The following is an 18,888-nucleotide window of genomic DNA, read 5'->3' on the forward strand; positions in this document are numbered from 1 at the left end:
GTCTCGATACGCCCGCTCGTTCCTCACGGGCTACTCGACCACCGATCCCGTCACTACCAGATGCGGACGCGGGCCTCGGGGTCGAGCCACAGCCCGTCACCGGGCGCGGTCTCGAACGCGTCGTGGAACTCGTCGAGGTTGCGCACGATGTTGGCCCGGAACTCCGGCGGGGAGTGCGGGTCGATGGTGAGGTACTGCTGCTCCTGCTCCGTACGACGCTTGGTGCGCCACACGTAGGCCCAGTTGCTGAACAGCCGGCGCCGGTCCTCGACCGACGCCTCGCCGCCCTGCGAGATCAGGTAGGCCTTGTGGGCGATGGTCAGCCCGCCCAGGTCGCCGATGTTCTCGCCGACGGTGAGCGAGCCGTTGACCTTCTCGCCGGGCAGGTTGCGCGGCTCGAAGCCGTCGTACTGCTCGACGAGCTTCTTGGTCTTCACCTCGAAGGCCGCCTTGTCGTCGGCGGTCCACCAGTCCTCGAGGTTGCCGTGCGGGTCGTACTGGGCGCCCTGGTCGTCGAAGCCGTGGCCGATCTCGTGGCCGATCACCGCGCCGATGCCGCCGTAGTTCTCGGCCGGGAGGGCGTCGGGGCTGAAGAACGGCTTCTGCAGGATGCCGGCCGGGAAGCAGATCTCGTTGGTGCCGGGGTTGTAGTAGGCGTTCACGGTCTGCGGGAGCATGAACCACTCGTCGCGGTCGACCGGGTTGCCGAGCTTGCCCAGCTGGCGGTCGGTCTCGAACGACGATGACGCCGCCACGTTGCCGAGCAGGTCATTGGCGCTCACCTGGAGACCCGAGTAGTCGCGGAACTTCTCCGGGTAGCCGATCTTGGGCCGGAACGTCTCCAGCTTGGCGTAGGCCCGCTGCTTGGTCTCGTCGGTCATCCAGTCGAGCGCCTCGATGGAGACCCGGTACGCCGCCAGCAGGTTGGCGACCAGGTCGTCCATCAGCGCCTTCGAGGTCGGCGGGAAGTGCCGGGCGACGTACTCCTGGCCGACGGCCTCGCCGAGCGCGCCCTCGACCAGGGCCACGCCTCGCTTCCAGCGGGCGCGCAGCTCGGGCGTGCCGTTCAGGGTGCGGCCGTAGAAGTCGAAGTTGGCCTCGACGAAGTCGTCGGTGAGGTACGGCGCCGCGCTGCGCAGGACGTGGGTGAGCAGCCAGGCCTTCCACTCCGTGATCGGCACCTCGTCGAGGACGGTCGAGAGGTGACCGAAGTACGACGGCTGCCGGACGCACGACTCGGCGACCGTCAGCTCGTTGCCGCCGAGGTTGGTGACGTAGGCGTCCCAGTCGAAGGACGGGCAGAGCGCCTTCAGCTCGTCGGCGGTGAGCAGGTTGTAGGTCTTCTGGACGTCGCGGGTGTCCGCGCGCTCCCAGTGGCCGGCGGCCAGCTTGGTGTCGATGGCCAGCACGGTGCTCGCCGCGCCCGCGGCGTCGGGGTGCTCGGCGAGCGTGAGCAGCCGGGTGAGGTAGCCGACGTACTTCTCCCGGACCTCCGCGAACTTCTCCTCGCGGTAGTACGACTCGTCCGGCAGCCCGAGACCGCCCTGGACCAGGTGGAAGAGGTAGCGGTCGGAGTTGCGGTCGTCGGAGTCGACGTACGAGCCGAAGAGGCCGTGCCCGCCGATCCGCTCGAACTCGCCCAGGAAGGCGGCCAGGTCGCGCACGTCGCGCAGCGCGTCGACCGCGTCGATGAGCGGGCGGACGGGGCGCAGCCCCTTGGCGTTGATGGCGTCGGTGTCCATGAACGAGGCGAACAGGTCGCCGATCTTGCGGGCGTCGTCGGTCATGGCCGCCGCGTCCCCGGCCGCCAGGTCCTCGATGATCGCCCTGACGTCGCTCTCCGCGCCGTCGGCCAGCTGCACGAACGGGCCCCAGCTCGAGCGGTCCGAGGGGATCTCGGTCTCGTCGAGCCAGCGCCCGTTGACGTGGCCGAACAGGTCGTCCTGGGGACGGATGTCGGGGTTCATGCCCTCGCGGGCGTCGTCGAGGATCGTCACGGGGACGACCCTAACGAAGAGGTGTGCGGCGGGTCAGCCGTCGATGCGCGTGCGGATCCGCGCGAGGACGTCCTCGGGGGAGCTGCCGTCGCGCTCGGCGATCTCGTTGACCAGCTCGGTGACGACCAGCAGCACGCCGCTCATCAAGGGCGAGATGTCGAGCTCGAGCTCCCCCTCGTCCTCGTCCATCGTCACCTCGATGGCGTCGATCTCGAGGAGCCGGCCGAAGGCCAGCTCCATCGCGTCCTCGTTGTCGACGTCGGCGGCGGTCACGCCGTCCAGGATGATGTGGCCGGCCCGGCGGACCAGGTCGTCGCTGGGACCGTCGTCGCCGTGGTCGTGGTCGCTGTGGTCGTGATCGTGCTGGTGCTCGCTCATGGGACCATCCTGCCGGGTCGGTCCGCGGCGTTCGTCGTCGAGTGACGTCAGATGGTCGCCAAGACCGGTCTTATCCAGCCATCTCGCGTCACTCGACGGGGCGGACGTGGACCACCGACTTGCCGAGCGTGCGCCGCTCGTCCATGTCGACGAGGGCCTGGCCGAAGTCCTCCAGCGGGTACGTCGAGCCGACCGGCGGCTTCACGACCCCCGACTCCAGCATCGGCAGCAGCCGGGTCCACTGCTCGGCCATGTAGCCGGGCCGGGCCATCGCGTACGCGCCCCAGCCGACACCGCGCACGTCGACGTTGTTGAGCAGCAGCCGGTTGACCTTGACCTGCGGGATGCCCGCCCCGGCCGCGAAGCCGACGACCAGCAGCCGGCCCTGCGGCGCCAGCACGCGCAGCGAGTCGGTGAAGGCGTCCCCGCCGACCACGTCGACCACGACGTCCACGCCCGCGCCGCCGGTCAGCCCCTGGACCGCGTCCTTGAACCCGTCGAGCAGCACCGCCTCGTCGGCGCCCGCGGCCCGCGCGACCTCGGCCTTCTCGTCGGTGCTGACCACCGCCATGACCCGCGCGCCCATGCCCTTGGCCACCTGGATCGACGCGGTGCCGACCCCACCGGCCGCGCCGTGCACCAGCACGGTCTCGCCCGCGCGCAGCCCGCCCCGCTCGGCCAGGGCGAAGTCGGCGGTGAGGTAGTTCATCGGCAGCGCGGCGCCCTCGTCGTACGACGTGGTGTCGGGAAGCGCGAAGGTGAAGCCGGCCGGGTTCGCCACCAGCTCGGCCGCGCCGCCCCATCCGCCGACGCCGCAGACCCGCTGACCGGGCTCGAAGCCGGCGCCGCTCACGACGGTGCCCGCGAAGTCGACGCCGAGGGTGAACGGCGGCTCCGGCTTGAGCTGGTACTCGCCCTTGCTCAGCAGCAGGTCCGGGAACGAGATGCCGACGCTGTGCACCTCTACCAGCACCTCGCCGTCACCCGGTGTGGGCTCGGGGACGTCGCGCAGCTCGACGTCGCGGGGACCGGTGGGCGTGATGACCTGGACGGCTCGCATGCGGCCGAGGCTAGCCCGCGGGGTCAGCGCGGGGCGACGAGCGCGTTCATCTCGAAGTGCATGGGGTCGGTGTAGTTCCAGTCGCCGCCCCAGGCGAAGCCCCACTTCTTGAAGATCGAGACCACGGTGCGGTCCATGTCGCCGGGGATGCCGCGGCCGTTGGTGGAGGTGTTGAGGTCGAGCGCGAGGCCGAAGGCGTGGTTGGAGAGCTTGGAGGACCCGGCGATGAAGCGCGGGTAGTAGCAGCCGGCGTACTGATTGGGGTCGATCTTGTCGGCGAGGCCGCGCTGGACGATCTCCTCCAGCGCCGCGCGCAGCTGGGGGAAGAGCAGCTTGTTGCAGGTGACCGAGCCGAGGATCGGGACCGGCTCGGTGGCGATGTGCTCGCGGACCCAGGCGGGGTCGGGCGCGACCCGGCCGCCGCCGAGGACGGTGTAGGTGAAGGTGCCGACCGCCTGGGCGGTCGCACCCACGACGACCGCGACCTGCTGGGCGCCGGGCTCGAGGCCGAAGCGGGCGACCGCGTCGACGAAGCTCAGCGGCCGCTCCTTCCCGACCGCGGTCCGCACCTGCTTGCCGACGTCCTGCGGGTCGAAGCCGGGCGCGGCGACCAGCAGCGCGTTGCCGGTCGTCATCCCGAGCTCGTCGGCCCACTTCTCGTTGACGACCGCGTCGATGCCGCCGTCGACCTGCGGGGCGTACGAGCCGACGTGCGCGCGTGGTGCCTGCTTGTCGCTGCCGAGCTTGAGGAACCCGTCGGCGTCGACCGGCAGCTCGGCCTGGACGGCGGGGTCGACGGCGATCTCGCCGGCCGCGACCCGGTCCCAGACCTGCTGGGTGTCGGCGCTGCCCGCGTCGGCGAAGTTGCGGTACGACGCCGGGTCGACCGCGGCGACCGTCAGCAGCTTGTTGTCGATGCTGACCTGGGCCAGCGAGATCCGCTCCACCGCCGCGACGTTCGGGACCGCGCGCACGGCCGCGAGGGTCTGGTCGGTGATCGACTCGCGGCCGTTGACCAGGATGTCGGCGTAGGTCAGCCGGCCGGTGCGCGGCCCCGGCGCGTCCATCGCGTACGGCGCCAGCGGGTCCCCGCCGGCCCCCGCGCTGGGATCCCCGCTGGGATCGCCGGTCGAGTCGTCGGCGGTGGGGGAGGCGGAGGCACCCACCGTGCTGGGTGATGCGTCGGGCTCGGCCGTGCCGCTCCCGTCACCGCCCCCGCAGGCAGCGACCAGCGCGAGCACGCCGGTCAGCCCGGCGGCCCCGAGTGCCTGCCGCAGTCGCATCTGTCCCTCCCCCGAACCTGCGCCGATCTCTCAGGGTAGGTGGGCCGGCCAATCCGCACGGGCGAACGCCGGACGCGGTCGCGGGGTTCTCGGGGAGAACCGGACGTTCCGGGGGGATGCTTCGCCCGGGAACGTCCTAGTTACCCGGATATCCGGGTAACTAGGTCACCCCTCCCGCAGCACCCCGTTCCGGATCGTGAACCACGACACCAGCCCCCCGACGACGAGCAGCGCCGCGGCGATCACCATCGCCGAGCCGTACGCCGCGTCGAACGCGTCCGGGTCGGCGTACTCGGTGCCGCCGAGGCCGACGACGACCGGCAGCGCGGCGACGGCGAGCAGCGAGCCGGCGCGGGCGACGGCGTTGTTGACGCCGCTGGCGATGCCGGCGTGCTCGTCGGGCGCGGCGGCGAGCACCGTCGCGGTGAGCGTCGCGACCATCAGCGCCAGCCCCAGGCCGAAGACGGTGATGCCGGGCAGCACGTCGCGCCAGTAGACGACGTCCGCGTCGACGCCGAGGAGCAGGAGGGTCCCCGCGGCGGTCACCAGCGGGCCGGCGGTCATCGGCACGCGCGGTCCGATCCGGGCCCCGAGCCGGCCGCCGCGCGCGGCGAGCAGCAGCATGCAGACGGTCAGCGGCAGGCTGGCCAGCCCGGCCGCGAGGGCGCCGTACCCGCCGACCGTCTGCAGCTGCAGGGTGAGGAAGAAGAGCACCGAGCCGAGGGCGCCGTACACGAGGAAGGTCATCAGGTTGGCGGCGCTGAAGGTCAGGTCGCGGAAGATCGAGAGCTCCAGCATCGGCTCGCGCTCGCGCCGCTCGACGACCAGGAACAGCACCGCGGTCACCACCGCCACCGCCCCGGCCCACGGGGCGAGCGGTCCGCCCCACTCGATCAGGGCGTAGGTCGTACCGCCGAGCGCGGCCGCGGCCAGCACCGCGCCGACGAGGTCGAAGTGGGCGGAGGCGTGCGGGTCACGGGTCTCCGGCACCGAGCGCGTCGCGATCACGACCGCCAGCGCCGCGAGGGGGAGGTTGATCAGGAAGATCCAGCGCCAGTGGACGTACTCGACCAGCGCGCCGCCGACGAACGGCCCGATGGCCGCGGCGATCCCGCCCAGCCCGGACCAGGCGCCGATGGCCGCGGCCCGGTCCTCCTTCACGAAGGCGCCCTGGATCATCGCCAGGCTGCCGGGGGTGAGCAGCGCGCCGGCGACGCCCTGCAGCACCCGGGCGCCGATCAGCACCTCCGCGGTGGGCGCGATTCCGCACAGGAGGGACGCGAGCGCGAACCCGACCGTGCCCCAGACGAACACCCGCCGCCGGCCGAACCGGTCGCCGAGCGAGCCCCCGAGCAGGATCAGGCTGGCCAGGGAGAGCAGGTAGCCGTTGGTGATCCACTGCAGCTGCGCGAGCGACGCGTCGAGGTCCTCGCCGATGGTGCGGAGCGCGACGTTGACGACCGTCCCGTCGAGCATCGCGATGCCCGAGCCGAGGACCGCCGCCGCGACGACCGCGCGCCCGCCCGGCGAACCCATGCGTACGACGCCGGCCGCCGCCTGATGCACCACGTCCGAACGGTAGCCTTCCTCCATGGCTGAGGGGACCCTAACCACCGCGGCGCGGCTCGCCCAGCACGTCGACCGGCTCGAGGCCGAGCACCCCCCGATCGACCTGGAGAGCGTCGACTGGACGGTCAGCCGGCCGGTCGAGTTCGAGGCCCGATTCGGCCACGTCCTCGACTACATGGCGCGCGTCGAGCTCGAGGTCGACCGCAACGTGCTCGAGCTGATGACGATGCTCCCCGACCCGCCCGAGATCGACCGGCGCTTCTACGCCGACGTCTGGCAGCCGCAGGAGACCCGGCACGGCCTGATCCTCGACCGGCTCCAGGTCGAGCTCGGCCGCGAACCCGCCGACGCCGACCTGTCCTCGATCGGCAGCAAGCTGAAGATACTCGGGGCGCTCGGGCGCTGGCCGGCGTTCCAGGACGTCAGCCGGATGATCTACTACCTCACCGGCATGGCCACCGAGCGCTCCGCGGTGCTCGCCTACAACCTGCTGCACGACGGCGTCGTCGAGATGCGCGAGGACGCGATGGCCGAGACGATCATCGCGCCGATCAAGCGCCAGGAGCCCGGCCACTACGCCTTCTACCAGCTGTCCGCGCGCGGGCTGTGGGCCGAGCTGGCCGGCTGGCAGAAGTGGCTGGTCCGCAAGCTGCGCACCCTGTCCTTCGCCCCGGTCGGCGCCAACAACGACCGGCAGAAGGCCGACTTCGGCGAGCTGATGGAGACCCTCGGGATCACCGCCGAGCTCGACGACTTCGCGCGCCAGATCTCCCGCGTCGAGACCGAGCTGCTCTGGGCGCAGAAGCGCGGGCTGAAGGTCCCGCCGTACGTCGTCACGGCGTTCCGCGAGGCGGTCCAGCACGCCGAGGCCCGGCGCGCGGCCGCGTCGGCCTGACCTCCGTCAGTCGCGCAGCACCCGCGCCGCGATCCAGGCGATGTCGTCGGCCGTCGCCTCCGGGGTGTCCGAGGGCTGCATGACGTGGCTGAGGACGACCCGCACCACCATGTCGATCGCGGCGTCGAGACGGTCGCCCGCCGGCCCCACGTCGTACGGCGCCAGCCGCGTCGCGACCACGCCCTTGGCCGCGGCCAGCAGCGACTCGCCGTGCGTGGTCAGCAGCGGCAGCAGCTCGGTGTCGGCCCCGTGGGTGGCCGAGACGACGGCGTGTAGCAGCAGGTTGTCGTGGGCGTGCTCGAGGACCCCGCGGGCGCTCGCGCGGATCGCCTCGACCAGGTCGTCGGGGTGCTCGTCGAACGCGGCGGAGACGACGTCGAGGAATCGGGCCAGCTCGCGCAGGATCATCGCCTCGGCCAGTCCGGGCTTGGTGCCGATCTCGTTGTAGACCGTCTGCCGGCTGACCCCCACCCGGTCGGCGAGCTTGGCCATCGTCACCTGCGACCAGCCGATCTCGACGGTCATCGCGACGGCCGCCGCGACGACGCGCTCCCGGGTGGTGACCATGGGATCAGTCTAGGAAGGGCCCGACCTCACACCCGGAAGGCGCCCACCAGCTCCCCGAGCCGGGCCACGGTGTGCCCGAGGTCCTCGGTGGCCTGCCGGGACTCGGCGACGGCCTCGCGGGTGCGGCCCATGGTGGTCTCGACCTCCCCGAGGCTGTCGAAGATCAGGCCACTGCCCGCGGCCGCGGAGGCGACGTTGCGCGACATGTCGTTGGTGGTCGCGGTCTGCTCCTCGACGGCCGCGGCGATCGCCGTCTGGTAGCCGTCGACCCGGCCGATCGTCTCGGTGATCGCCTCGATGGCGGCCGTCGCGCTGGCGGTGTCGTTCTTGATCGTGGCGACCCGGCTGGTGACCTCGTCGGTCGCCTGGGCGGTCTGGGTCGCGAGCTCCTTGACCTCGCCGGCGACGACGGCGAAGCCCTTGCCGGCCTCGCCGGCGCGGGCGGCCTCGATGGTCGCGTTGAGGGCGAGCAGGTTGGTCTGCTCGGCGATGGACGTGATCACGTCGACCACGTCGGCGATCCGGCTGGAGGACTCGCTGAGGGTCTTCATCACCCGCTCGACGTCGCCGGCCAGGGCGACGCTCTCCCGGGCGACGGCGGCGGCCTCCTGGGCGCTGCCGGAGATCTCGCCGATCGAGGCGGTCATCTCCTCCGAGCCGACGCTGAGGGTCGCCACGTTGTCGGAGACCTGTCCGGCCGACGCGGCCGCGGCCCCGGAGAGCCGGGTCGCCTCGTCCGCGGAGCTGGTCAGGTCCGCACCGACGCCGCCCAGGCGGTGGGCGGCCGCGTCGACGCGACCGGCCTCGGCCGTGATGTCGGTGAGCAGGCCGTGCAGCTGGCCGACGGCCCGATTGAGCGCTCGGCTCATGGTGCCGATCTCGTCGGTGCCGTCCTCGGGCACCTCGACCGTCAGGTCCCGCTCGGCGAGCGAGGTCATGGCCGAGGTCAGCCGCGCCATCCGGCGCGACATCCGGGTCGCCACCAGCCACGCGACGGCCGCACCGACCACGGCCAGCCCGAGACCGACCAGGACGAACATCCGCATCATGGTGCTGCGCCCCTCGGCCAGCGCCTCGGCCGCCGCCGCGTAGTCGGGCCCGTAGGCCTGGACGACGATCGCCCATTGGTACGCCGGGTAGTACGCCGAGTAGACGGTGCTCTCGGCCGGGGCCGCGCCCCCACCGCCCAGGCGGTACGACGCCGAGGCCAGCTCGCCCTCGTCCAGCTCGACCGCGCCGGCGAGGACCTGCTCGACCCACGGCACGCCCTCGGCGTCCTCGGCCTCGAGCTCGCCGCCGACGAGCGCGTCGTCGGTCGAGGCGATCACGCGGCCGCGGTCAGCGGACGCGGTGCTGAGGATGGAGACCGTCCCGTGCTCGCCGACCGTCATGTCCGAGAGCGCGCCGCTCAGCGCGGCGATGGCCTCGGCCTGCGGCACGCCGACGAAGACCGCACCGATCACCCGGCCGGACGCGTCGCGGAGCGGGTCGTAGGCGGCGACGTTCCAGGTGTCGACGACCTTGGCGACGCCCCGGTAGGAGTCGCCGGCGGCGATCGCGGACGCGACGGCGTTCGCGCTGCCGTCGGCGTTGACGGCCGGGATGTAGGTCCCGATCGCCCGCTGCCCCTCGGCGTTCTCGACGTTGGTGGCCACCCGCAGCAGGTCGCCGCGCGCGTTCATCCGCTGGAAGACCGTGACCGAGCCGCCGACCATCCGGCGGATCTCGTCGACCAGCGGCGTGCGGGTGTCGACGTCGGTGTTCTGGCCCAGCCAGGCGCCGTCCACCTCCACCCGGGGCAGCGAGACGGTGCTGACCTCACCGCTGACCTGGTCGGTCGCCCGCCAGGTCGCGGTGGCCTCCCGGTCGAGCCCGACGCCGCCGCTGGCGGCGACCACCGCGCGGGCCACGCCCATGCTCCGGTCCTGGGCCTGGAGCACCGACTCGCCGACGGCCGTCGCGAGCCGGTCGACACCGTCGGTGACGTGGCTCAGGTCGGACTCGGTGAGCTCGTCGACCCGCTCACCCGCCTGCTCGGTGAACCGGTCGCTCTGCCAGGCGCCGGCGCCGACGAGGACCCCCGCCGTGACGACGACGCTGCCCGCGCCGAGGGCGATCAGGCGGTGCCGGAGCCGCCACGAGGACAGGGAGAAGCGAGAAGTCATACGACACTTGTCGGCCAACGTCCCTTGCGCTGAAGGCTGCCGGGACGAGAATTCAGTCTCACCCCACCCGCTCAGGCGACCTCGTTGCGCGCGAGCGGCACGAAGTCGACCTTCTCCCGCACCCCGCAGTCGGGGCAGCACCAGTCCGCGGGGACGTCGGCCCAGGCGGTGCCGGCCGCGAAGCCCTCGTGCTCGTCGCCCGCGGCGACGTCGTACACGTAGCCGCAGCCGGGGCAGCGGGCCGCGAGCACCTCGTCGACCGCCCCGGGCACCAGCTCGGCCCGCTCGGCGGCGGAGAGCTCCACCGCCGGCGGCGGGTACGACGCCAGGATCCGCTCCCGCTTGCCGGGCTGGAGGTTGGCCCGCGACAGGTCGCCGCCGAAGTGCGCGTGCACGCGGGGGTCCATCACCCGGCGCCAGACCGGCGGGACGAGCGCGAGCACGATCATCCCGGCGTACCCGGTCGGGAGCACCGGGCTCTCCTCGAAGTCGCGCAGCGTCTGGTAGCGCCGGGTCGGGTTGGCGTGGTGGTCGCTGTGCCGCTGCAGGTGGTAGAGCAGCACGTTGGTCGCGATGTTGTTGGAGTTCCAGGAGTGCGACGGGTCGACCCGCTCGTAGCGCTGCCGCTCGCCGACGCCCACTCGTCGACGCAGCATCCCGTAGTGCTCCATGTAGTTGACGACCTCGAGCAGCGAGAAGCCGACGACGGCCTGGACGACGAGGTACGGCAGCACGCCGACCCCCAGCCAGGCGACGACCGCGCCCCAGAGCACCGCCGACATCAGCCAGGCGTTGAGGACGTCGTTGCCGATCCGGAACGGGTGCTTCTTCTTGCGTGAGTAGCGCCGCTTCTCGATCCGCCAGGCGCTCTTCAGGGACCCCAGGACGGTGCGTGGCCAGAAGGCGTAGAAGCTCTCGCCGACCCGGGACGACGCCGGGTCCTCCGGGGTCGCGACCCGGACGTGGTGGCCGCGGTTGTGCTCGATGTAGAAGTGACCGTAGAAGCTCTGGGCCAGGGCGATCTTGGACAGCCAGCGCTCGTTGGCCTCCTTCTTGTGGCCGAGCTCGTGGGCGGTGTTGATGCCGATCCCCCCGATGCAGCCGATCGAGATCGCGAGCCCGATCTTGTCGAGGACCGTCAGGTCCTGCTGGAACCCGAGTGGGTCGCCGTGAGTGATGAGGTACATCGCGCCGAGGAAGCCGGCGTACTGGACCGGGAGGAACAGGTAGGTGATCCAGCGGTAGTAGCGGTCCTTCTCGAGCCGGTCGATCACGTCGTCGGGCGGGTTCGAGCGGTCCAGCCCCGCGACCAGGTCGATGGCCGGGACGACCACCAGGATCACCACCGGCCCGATCCAGAAGAACGCGCCGACCCCGGTCGCGGCCCAGGCGCCGTACGCCACGAAGGCCAGGGAGGGCACGACCAGACCGATCAGCCACAGGTAGCGCTTGGGGTCGCGCCAGGTCTCGGTCGAGCCCTCGGGGACGGTGCTGTTGGCGACGGTGTCCATCGTGCTGCCTCCTCGGTCGGCATCACTGCCGGTTTACAGGACCATAGGAGATGTAAACCTCGCTTGACAAGAGGTGCCCGCATGTCAAGGTCGGTGGCCGGGTTTACGGTTCCTGATGAACATCGCCCTTCATAAGGAACCGTGTGAGCCATCCGCTGCCCAGCCCCTACACCCCCGGCGAGACGCCGCCCGTCCTCGTCGGCCGGGGCGCGCAGCTCGCCGACGCCCAGGCCGACCTGGCCCTGCTCGCGACCTACGGCCGGTTCCTGGGCCGGGTGCGGGTGCACGTCGGCTCGCGCGGGGTCGGCAAGACGTCGCTGCTGAAGGCGGTCCGCGACGAGGCGACGCGCGCCGGCGCGGTGGTGGCCTGGGTGACCGCCCGTGGCGACGAGAGCCTGGTGGCGGGGCTGGTCGCCGCCCTCGCCCGGTCCCTCGACGGCATCGGGGTCGACGTGACCCGCCGCTCGCGGCTGCGCGACCGGCTCCAGTCGCTCAGCCTCGAGCTCGGTGCCGGACCGGCCAGTGCCGGGGTCGAGCTCGACGTCAGCCCGGCCCCGGCACCCGGAGCCGGGGCCGCCTCGGCCGCGTTCGGAGACTTCGTGACCCTCGCGGCCGCCGCCGCCCGCGAGCGGGGCTCAGCCGGGCTCTGCCTGCTGGTCGACGAGATCCAGGCGGCGCCCCGCGAGGACCTGCGCACCCTCGCCTACGCCTGGCAGGAGCTCCAGCAGGCAAGCCCGGAGCCGGCCGCCGTGGTGATCGCGGCCGGGCTCCCCAACACCCCCGACGTGCTGACGGCGGCGGTGACGTTCAGCGAGCGGTTCGCGTTCCGGACCCTGGAGCGACTCGACGACGCCGACGCGGCCGAGGTGCTCGAGGCGCCGGCCCGCGAGCACCGGGTCGACTGGCACGCCGGCCTGCTCGCCGAGGTGGTGGGGCTGGCCCAGGGCTACCCCTATTTCCTCCAGCTCTACGGCGACGCGGTGTGGCGCGAGGCCGCGCCCGCGGAGGGCGACACCCTCGGCCCCGACCTGCTCGACCGCACCCGCGCCCGGGTCGACGAGGAGCTGGCCACGATGTTCCGGGCCCGCTGGGTGAAGGCGACCCCCGGCGAGCAGCGTGTGCTGACCGGCATGGCCGAGCTGGCCGGGCCGGCGGAGGCCGACGTCCGCCGAGGCGAGGTGGCCGACCACCTCGGCGTGACGAGCAACGACCTGAGCGTCCCGCGGCGCGGGCTGCTCGACAAGGGACTGATCGAGGTGGCCGGCCGCGGCGCGCTGCGGTTCACCGTGCCCGGCTTCGCCGCCTGGGTCCGCCAGGAGACCGGCGGCTGATCACCAGGCCGGCGTGCGTGCCAGCTCCACCAGCCGGAGGAGGTCGTCGGCGCCGGGCTGCTCGCGCCGGAGCAGCGCCCGGGCCCGGTCGCCGAGATCGTCGAGGTCGACGCCGCGGTCGACGTACGACGGGTCCTGGCCCAGCAGCTGGGCCAGGTCGGCGACGGTCGTGGCGAGCTGGAGGTCGCCCGAGGGCTCGTCGTCCGGGTCGGCGGCCACCACGTCGGCCAGGGCGTGGGCCGACTCGCCGCCCGGCGTGCGCCACCGCACCCGAGCCGTGCCGAGCACGTCACCCGGCTCCACCCCGTCTGCGAGCTCGACCTCGTAGAGAGCGGTCGCGCGGTGACCGGCCCCGAGCTCCCCGGCGTCCACGTCGAGGTCGTCGAAGTCCTCGTCGGCCAGCGCTCGGTTCGCGTGGCCGACCAGGCGGTACGACGTCACCGCCCCCGGGTCGAAGGCGACCTGGGCCCGCGCCTCCTCGGCGACCGGGACCAGGGTCGTCGTGAGCTCCGAGCCGAAGAGCCGCTCGGCCTCGGCGAAGGTGTCGACGTACGAGTAGAAGCCGTCCCCCCGGTCGGCGAGCTGCTCCATCAAACGGTCGTTGTAGCCGTTCATGCCGAAGCCCACAGTGACGAGGTGGACGCCGTCCGCGGCCTCGTCGGCGACCCGGCGGGTGATCTCCTCGGGCTCGGTGAGGCCCACGTTGGCGATGCCGTCGGAGCAGAGGACGACGAGGTTGACGTCGTCGGGGTCGTAGGAGCGGCGAGCCTGGTCGTAGCCGAGCAGCAGTCCGTCGGCCAGGTTGGTGCTGCCCCCGGGGGTGAGGTCGTCGATCGTCCCGACCACCGCCTCCCGCTCCGCCACCGGGGTCGGGGGCAGGAGCGGGACGGCCTCGTCCTCGAAGGACACGACCGCCACCGTGTCGTCCGGGCGGAGCCGGTCGGCGAGCACGGTCAGGGAGTCCTGCACCCGTCCGAGCCGCTCCTCGCTGGCCATCGAGCCCGAGCGGTCGACGACCAGGGTCACGTGCACCCGCGGCCGGTCCTCGGGCGCGACCTCGCGGGCCGTCACGGCGACCCGCACGACCTCGGCCCCGTCCAGGGTCGGGGACGGACCGGTCTCGGCGGTGACGGCGAGGTCGGCGTCGGTGGGCGCCGGGTCGCCGTACGGGAAGCCGTTGACCCACTCCTCCGGGCGGACGGTGTCCGGCGGCACGGGCGAGCCCTCGGCCAGCAGCCGGCGGGCCAGGCCGAGCGAGCCGGTGTCGACGTCGAGCCCGAAGGTCGAGCGGGCGTCGCGCTCCGCGGGCACGAAGCCACCGTCGGCCGGGGCGGGCTGCTCCTCGTCGTACCAGTCGTCCGGCTGGACGTCCCCGCTGACGGAGGTCTCCTCGTCCCCCTCGGTGCCGGAGCACCCGGCGAGCGCGACGGCGAGGGTGGCACACAGGAGGGCGGGGACCAGGGGGCGCATGTGCCTCCGACGCCGCCGGCCGGGACGCGGTTCCTCAGGCGTTCTCCTTGCGGAAGACCGAGACCCCCCACCAGACCGCGAGCCCGAAGAGCGCGACCGTCCAGCCGACGCCCCAGCCGATGGTGCCGAGGTCGTAGTCGCCGAAGAACGCGCCGCGCACGGCGTCGACGACGTGCCGGATCGGCATGAAGTTCGCGAGGTTGTCGAGCCAGGCGGCGCCGAAGCTCATCGGCAGCAGGATCCCCGACAGCAGCAGCACCGGCATCATCACCAGGTTGATCACCGGGGCCATCACGTCCTCGCTCTTCACGGTGAGCGCGAAGGCGTTGGAGGCCGCCGCGCACGCGCCCCCGAGCAGGATCGTGAGGACGACGCCGAGCACGATGCCGGCAGCGTTGAAGTCCATGCCCAGGGCCAGACCGAGGCCGACCAGGATCACCGCCTGGACGAAGAGCTGGAGCAGGTCGCGGTAGAGCCGGCCGAAGAGCAGCGCCGCGCGGCTGGCCGGAGTCACCCGCTCGGCCTCGATGACCCCCTCGCGCCACTCGCCGATCAGGCTGAAGCCCGCGAAGAACGCGCCGAAGATGCCGAGCTGGACCAGCATGCCCGGGACGAACCAGGTGTACTTGTTGCCGCCGAGCTGGCTGATCACCGGCTCGAGCAGGGGTCCGAAGAGCAGCAGGTAGAGCACCGGCTGCAGCATCCCGATGATCACCCAGGCGGGGTTGCGCAGGTTCATCCGGATCTGGCGCCGGAAGACGATGCCGCTGTCGCGGAGGAAGGTCGTCACAGCTCGGCTCCTTCGGTGGTCGGTACGTCGGCCTCGGCGTCTCGCAGGGTCCGGCCGGTGAGGGTGAGGAACACGTCGTCGAGGGTCGGGCGGGCGATCTCGATCGACTCGAGGCTGACGCCGGCGGCCTCGAGGTCGCGCAGCAGGCCGGGCACCACCTTCCCGGCCCGGGCCACCCGGCCCCGGACCTGGCGGCCCTCGACCTCGACGGTCTCGGCGACCGAGCCGAGCCGCTCGCGGGCCGCGGGCACCTGCTCGTCGGAGCCGACCTCCAGGGCGACCAGGTCACCGGCCACCTGGGCCTTGAGGTTGTCGGCGGTGTCGCTGGCCACGATGTCGCCCCGGTCGATGATGACGATCCGGTCGGCCAGCGCGTCGGCCTCGTCGAGGTAGTGGGTGGTGAGGAAGACCGTCGCCCCCTGGCTGGTGCGCAGGTCGGCGATGTGCTCCCACAGGTTGGCCCGCGCCTGCGGGTCCAGGCCGGTCGTCGGCTCGTCCAGGAAGACCAGCGACGGCGAGTGGATCAGCCCCATGGCGATGTCGAGGCGACGCTTCTGCCCGCCCGACATGTTCTTCGGCATCCGCCGCCACAGGCCGTCGAGCTGGAGCCGCTCGAAGAGCGCCTGGCCCTGGGCGACCGCGTCCCTGCGCGACATCCCGTAGAGCATCCCGTGGTCGACGACCTCGTCGCCGGCGTAGGCGCCCGAGAACGTCGACCCGACCTGCGAGCAGTAGCCGATGCTCCGTCGTACGTCGACGGCCTGCGTCGCGACGTCGTACCCGGCCACGGTGGCGGTGCCGGCCGTCGGCTTCAGCAACGTGGTCAACATCCGCAGCGTGGTCGTCTTGCCGGCGCCGTTGGGACCGAGGAAGCCGACCACCTCGCCCTCGGTCACGTCGAGGTCGATGCCGTTGACCGCCTGCACGGCCGTCTTCCTCCGGCCCTGCCCGGTGTGGAACGTCTGCACGAGCCCTCGTGCGGTGATCATCCGCTGCCCTCCGCGTTGGTGTGTACCTGGCTAGACCGTCCGTCGGACGACGGGCTCCGGTCAACGCAATTGCGCGCACGGCACAGACCCGGCCGCCGACGGGGAATCATCGGTGGTCGGGCGGGCAGTGGGCTCAGACCAGCCGTGGCGTTCGGCGTACGTCCTCGGCGCCCTGCGCGACCGCCTGGGCGAACTGCTGCGCCCCCGTCGTCCGCACCCGTACGACGTGCCGCGCGGTGCCGATGCCGACGACCCGGGACACGCGCCCGCCACCGATCTCGACGCTCGTCACGTCGCGCAGGTGCAGCTCGGTGATGGCCAGGCCCCGGCCGAGCCGGGTCGGCACGAAGCCGAGGTGCAGCCGGGTCAGGGTGATCCGTCCGGCGATCCAGACGGCGCCGTACCGCTCCTGCAGGCGGTCGAGCGCCAGGTCGGCCTCGGACCCTCCGGCTCCCGCGGTCGTCTCGACGAGGAGGTGGGCGCTCTTCGAGCCGATCACGCCATAGGACACGTCCCCAGTGTGCGCCCCGTCACACCTGCGGCGACCCCTGGACAAGACCAGCTGATTCCCTGGGGTTCGTGGGCCGGCCATGAGGTCGCGGGCCTCGCGTGTCCTAGGGTCGTGGGATGTCCACGACCCACCTCCCGTTCGGCATCGACTTCGGCGGCACCGGCATCAAGGGCGCCCCGGTCGACCTCGAGACCGGCGAGTTCGCGGCCGAGCGGTTCCGGATCAAGACCCCCAGCCCCTCGACCCCGGAGCGGGTCGCCGAGGTGTTCGTCGAGCTGCTCGCGGCGTTCCCGGACTCGACCGGGCCGGTCGGCGTCACGGTGCCCGGTGTGGTCCGCCACGGTGTCGTCAGCTCGGCCGCCAACATCGACAAGGCCTGGCTCGGCACCGACGCCGACGCGCTGTTCACGAAGGCCACCGGCCGCGACGTCCACGTCGTCAACGACGCCGACGCGGCCGGCCTCGCCGAGGTGCGGTACGGCGCCGCCGCGGGCCGGGGTGGCCTGGTCATCGTGACCACCCTCGGCACCGGCATCGGCTCGGCCCTCGTGCACGACGGCGTCCTGGTGCCGAACGCCGAGCTCGGCCACCTCGAGGTCGACGGTCACGACGCCGAGTCCCGGGCGGCCAACAGCGCCCGCGAGGCCGAGGGCCTGAGCATGGAGCACTGGGCGAAGCGGCTGACCCGCTACTACCGCACCCTGGAGAAGCTGTTCTCCCCCGACCTGATCGTCGTCGGCGGCGGCATCAGCAAGCGCGCCGACGAGTTCCTGCCGCTGCTCGACCTCGACACCGAGATCGTCCCGGCGACGCTGCGCAACAGGGCCGGCGTGGTCGGCGCGGCGCTCTACGCGACGAGCTGACCCCGAGCCGACCCGCTACCGGTCGCCGCGGATGGCGGCCGCGACCGCCTTCGGCACGTCCGGGTGGAAGACCGTCGGGATGATGAAGGACGCGTTCAGCTCGTCGTCGGTGACGACCAGGGCGATCGCCTCGGCCGCGCGCAGCAGCATCTCGATGGACACGTCGGTGGCGCGGGCGTCGAGCAGGCCCCGGAACACGCCCGGGAAGGCCAGCACGTTGTTGATCTGGTTGGGGTAGTCCGAGCGGCCCGAGGCCACCACGGCGGCGTACTTGCCGGCCTCGGCGGGGTCGACCTCCGGGTCGGGGTTGGCCAGCGCGAAGACGACCGGGTCGGTGGCCATGTCCTGGATCCACTCGGCCTGCAGCACGCCGGGGGCGGAGACGCCGATGAACACGTCGGCACCGGCGAGCGCCGTACGCAGGTCGCCGGTCACGCCGCGCGGGTTGGTCGCCCGGGCCAGCTCGACCTGGGCCGGCGAGAGACCCTCGAGGTCGGGGACCAGGCAGCCGAGGCGGTCGAAGACCACGACGTCCTGGACGCCCGCGGCCAGCAGCAGCGTCACGATCGCCGTACCGGCCGCGCCGGCGCCGGAGACGACGAGGCGGACCTCGCCCAGCTGCTTGCCGACCACGCGCAGGGCGTTCGTCAGCGCGGCCAGGACGACGATGGCGGTGCCGTGCTGGTCGTCGTGGAAGACGGGGATGTCGAGGGACTCGCGCAGCCGGCGCTCGATCTCGAAGCAGCGGGGCGCGGCGATGTCCTCCAGGTTGATGCCGCCGAAGCCGGGGGCGATGAGCTCGACCGCGCGGACGATCTCGTCGGTGTCCTGGGTGTCGAGGCAGATCGGCCAGGCGTCGATGTCGGCGAACCGCTTGAACAGCGCCGCCTTGCCCTCCATCACCGGCAGCGCCGCACCGGGGCCGATGTTGCCGAGGCCGAGGACCGCGGAGCCGTCGGTCACGACCGCGACCGAGTTGCCCTTGATGGTCAGCCGACGCACGTCCTCGGGGTTCTCGGCCAGCGCCTTCGACACCCGCCCGACACCGGGGGTGTAGGCCATCGACAGGTCGTCGCGGTTGCGCAGCGGGACCTTGGAGGAGACCTCGATCTTGCCGCCGATGTGGAGCAGGAAGGTCCGGTCGGAGGTCCGGTAGACCTCGACACCGTCGATCGCGTCGACCGCCTTCTCCAGCTCCTTCGCGTGGTCGGCGTCCGAGGCCGAGCACGTCACGTCGACGACCAGGCGCACATGGCTGGACTCGGTGACGTCGATGGCGGTCACGATCCCGCCCTGCGCGGCGATGGCCGTCGCGACCGCCCCGACCACCGCGTGGTCCGGGACGGTGTGCAACCGCATGGTGATCGAGTACGACGACGTGGTGGCGGTGCGCGGGGAGGACACCCGGACACTTTCCGCCCGGTCGTCGGTTACCGGCAAGTCGGGGACCGACCACAACGACCAGAACCGCCGTACGGGTGACCGCCGTCACAATTTTGCACTCTTTGG

At 72.4% G+C, this 18,888-nt stretch carries 16 protein-coding genes; 3 read left to right on the top strand and 13 right to left on the bottom strand.

Features of this window, described 5'->3' with window-relative positions:
* Positions 1–53 precede the first annotated feature (53 nt).
* The 5 genes from V7S47_RS08725 to V7S47_RS08745 all read right to left on the bottom strand — a co-directional run bounded on the left by V7S47_RS08725 (position 54) and on the right by V7S47_RS08745 (position 6,287).
* On the bottom strand, positions 54–1,997 hold the full coding sequence (locus V7S47_RS08725; protein WP_336561206.1) for a M13 family metallopeptidase: 1,944 nt from the start codon (positions 1,995–1,997) through the stop codon (positions 54–56).
* A 33-nt stretch (positions 1,998–2,030) separates the two neighbouring features.
* Positions 2,031–2,375: a hypothetical protein gene (locus tag V7S47_RS08730; RefSeq protein WP_090851897.1), complete on the bottom strand. Its 345-nt coding sequence runs from the start codon at positions 2,373–2,375 to the stop codon at positions 2,031–2,033.
* Positions 2,376–2,463: 88 nt separating this feature from the next.
* On the bottom strand, positions 2,464–3,435 hold the full coding sequence (locus V7S47_RS08735) for an NADPH:quinone oxidoreductase family protein (RefSeq protein WP_336561207.1): 972 nt from the start codon (positions 3,433–3,435) through the stop codon (positions 2,464–2,466).
* 23 nt (positions 3,436–3,458) lie between these two features.
* Positions 3,459–4,718, bottom strand: coding sequence for a M15 family metallopeptidase (locus V7S47_RS08740; protein WP_336561208.1), 1,260 nt, complete (start codon positions 4,716–4,718; stop codon positions 3,459–3,461).
* Between the two features lie 165 nt (positions 4,719–4,883).
* Positions 4,884–6,287: an MFS transporter gene (locus V7S47_RS08745; RefSeq protein WP_336561209.1), complete on the bottom strand. Its 1,404-nt coding sequence runs from the start codon at positions 6,285–6,287 to the stop codon at positions 4,884–4,886.
* A gap of 22 nt (positions 6,288–6,309) precedes the next feature.
* On the opposite strand from V7S47_RS08745, the gene V7S47_RS08750 reads away from it, so the two are divergent.
* Positions 6,310–7,182, top strand: a complete 873-nt coding sequence (locus tag V7S47_RS08750; protein ID WP_336561210.1) for a GTP-binding protein LepA — start codon at positions 6,310–6,312, stop codon at positions 7,180–7,182.
* A gap of 6 nt (positions 7,183–7,188) precedes the next feature.
* Here the strand turns inward: V7S47_RS08750 and V7S47_RS08755 are convergent, their stop codons facing one another.
* The 3 genes from V7S47_RS08755 to V7S47_RS08770 form a co-directional block, all read right to left on the bottom strand.
* Positions 7,189–7,749 (bottom strand): TetR/AcrR family transcriptional regulator, encoded by a 561-nt coding sequence (locus tag V7S47_RS08755; RefSeq protein ID WP_336561211.1) that lies wholly within the window; start codon positions 7,747–7,749, stop codon positions 7,189–7,191.
* A gap of 26 nt (positions 7,750–7,775) precedes the next feature.
* The gene (locus V7S47_RS08760) at positions 7,776–9,914 is read right to left on the bottom strand and encodes a methyl-accepting chemotaxis protein (protein ID WP_336561212.1); all 2,139 of its coding nucleotides are present in this window, start codon (positions 9,912–9,914) and stop codon (positions 7,776–7,778) included.
* A gap of 71 nt (positions 9,915–9,985) precedes the next feature.
* Positions 9,986–11,425: a fatty acid desaturase gene (locus V7S47_RS08770; RefSeq protein ID WP_442945335.1), complete on the bottom strand. Its 1,440-nt coding sequence runs from the start codon at positions 11,423–11,425 to the stop codon at positions 9,986–9,988.
* Positions 11,426–11,568: 143 nt separating this feature from the next.
* On the opposite strand from V7S47_RS08770, the gene V7S47_RS08775 reads away from it, so the two are divergent.
* A complete protein-coding gene (locus tag V7S47_RS08775) occupies positions 11,569–12,756 on the top strand; it encodes an ATP-binding protein (RefSeq protein ID WP_336561213.1) in 1,188 nt (395 codons plus the stop codon).
* On the opposite strand, the gene V7S47_RS08780 is transcribed toward V7S47_RS08775, so the two are convergent.
* From V7S47_RS08780 to V7S47_RS08795, 4 genes are all read right to left on the bottom strand, one after another.
* Positions 12,757–14,226, bottom strand: coding sequence for a vWA domain-containing protein (locus tag V7S47_RS08780; protein WP_336561214.1), 1,470 nt, complete (start codon positions 14,224–14,226; stop codon positions 12,757–12,759).
* 34 nt (positions 14,227–14,260) lie between these two features.
* Entirely contained in the window at positions 14,261–15,016 is a 756-nt protein-coding gene (locus V7S47_RS08785; RefSeq protein WP_090851874.1) for an ABC transporter permease, read from the bottom strand.
* Positions 15,013–16,005, bottom strand: a complete 993-nt coding sequence (locus V7S47_RS08790; protein ID WP_336561215.1) for an ATP-binding cassette domain-containing protein — start codon at positions 16,003–16,005, stop codon at positions 15,013–15,015. The genes V7S47_RS08785 and V7S47_RS08790 overlap by 4 nt, the downstream gene beginning before the upstream one ends.
* Positions 16,006–16,138: 133 nt before the next feature.
* On the bottom strand, positions 16,139–16,516 hold the full coding sequence (locus V7S47_RS08795) for a hypothetical protein (protein ID WP_336561216.1): 378 nt from the start codon (positions 16,514–16,516) through the stop codon (positions 16,139–16,141).
* A gap of 116 nt (positions 16,517–16,632) precedes the next feature.
* On the opposite strand from V7S47_RS08795, the gene ppgK reads away from it, so the two are divergent.
* The gene (gene ppgK / locus V7S47_RS08800) at positions 16,633–17,379 is read left to right on the top strand and encodes a polyphosphate--glucose phosphotransferase (RefSeq protein WP_336561217.1); all 747 of its coding nucleotides are present in this window, start codon (positions 16,633–16,635) and stop codon (positions 17,377–17,379) included.
* A 15-nt stretch (positions 17,380–17,394) separates the two neighbouring features.
* On the opposite strand, the gene V7S47_RS08805 is transcribed toward ppgK, so the two are convergent.
* Positions 17,395–18,738, bottom strand: coding sequence for an NAD-dependent malic enzyme (locus V7S47_RS08805; protein WP_336561456.1), 1,344 nt, complete (start codon positions 18,736–18,738; stop codon positions 17,395–17,397).
* Positions 18,739–18,888: the final 150 nt, after the last annotated feature.

The sequence above is a fragment of the Nocardioides sp. CCNWLW216 genome, from assembly GCF_037120545.1.
GTDB lineage: Bacteria > Actinomycetota > Actinomycetes > Propionibacteriales > Nocardioidaceae > Nocardioides > Nocardioides lianchengensis.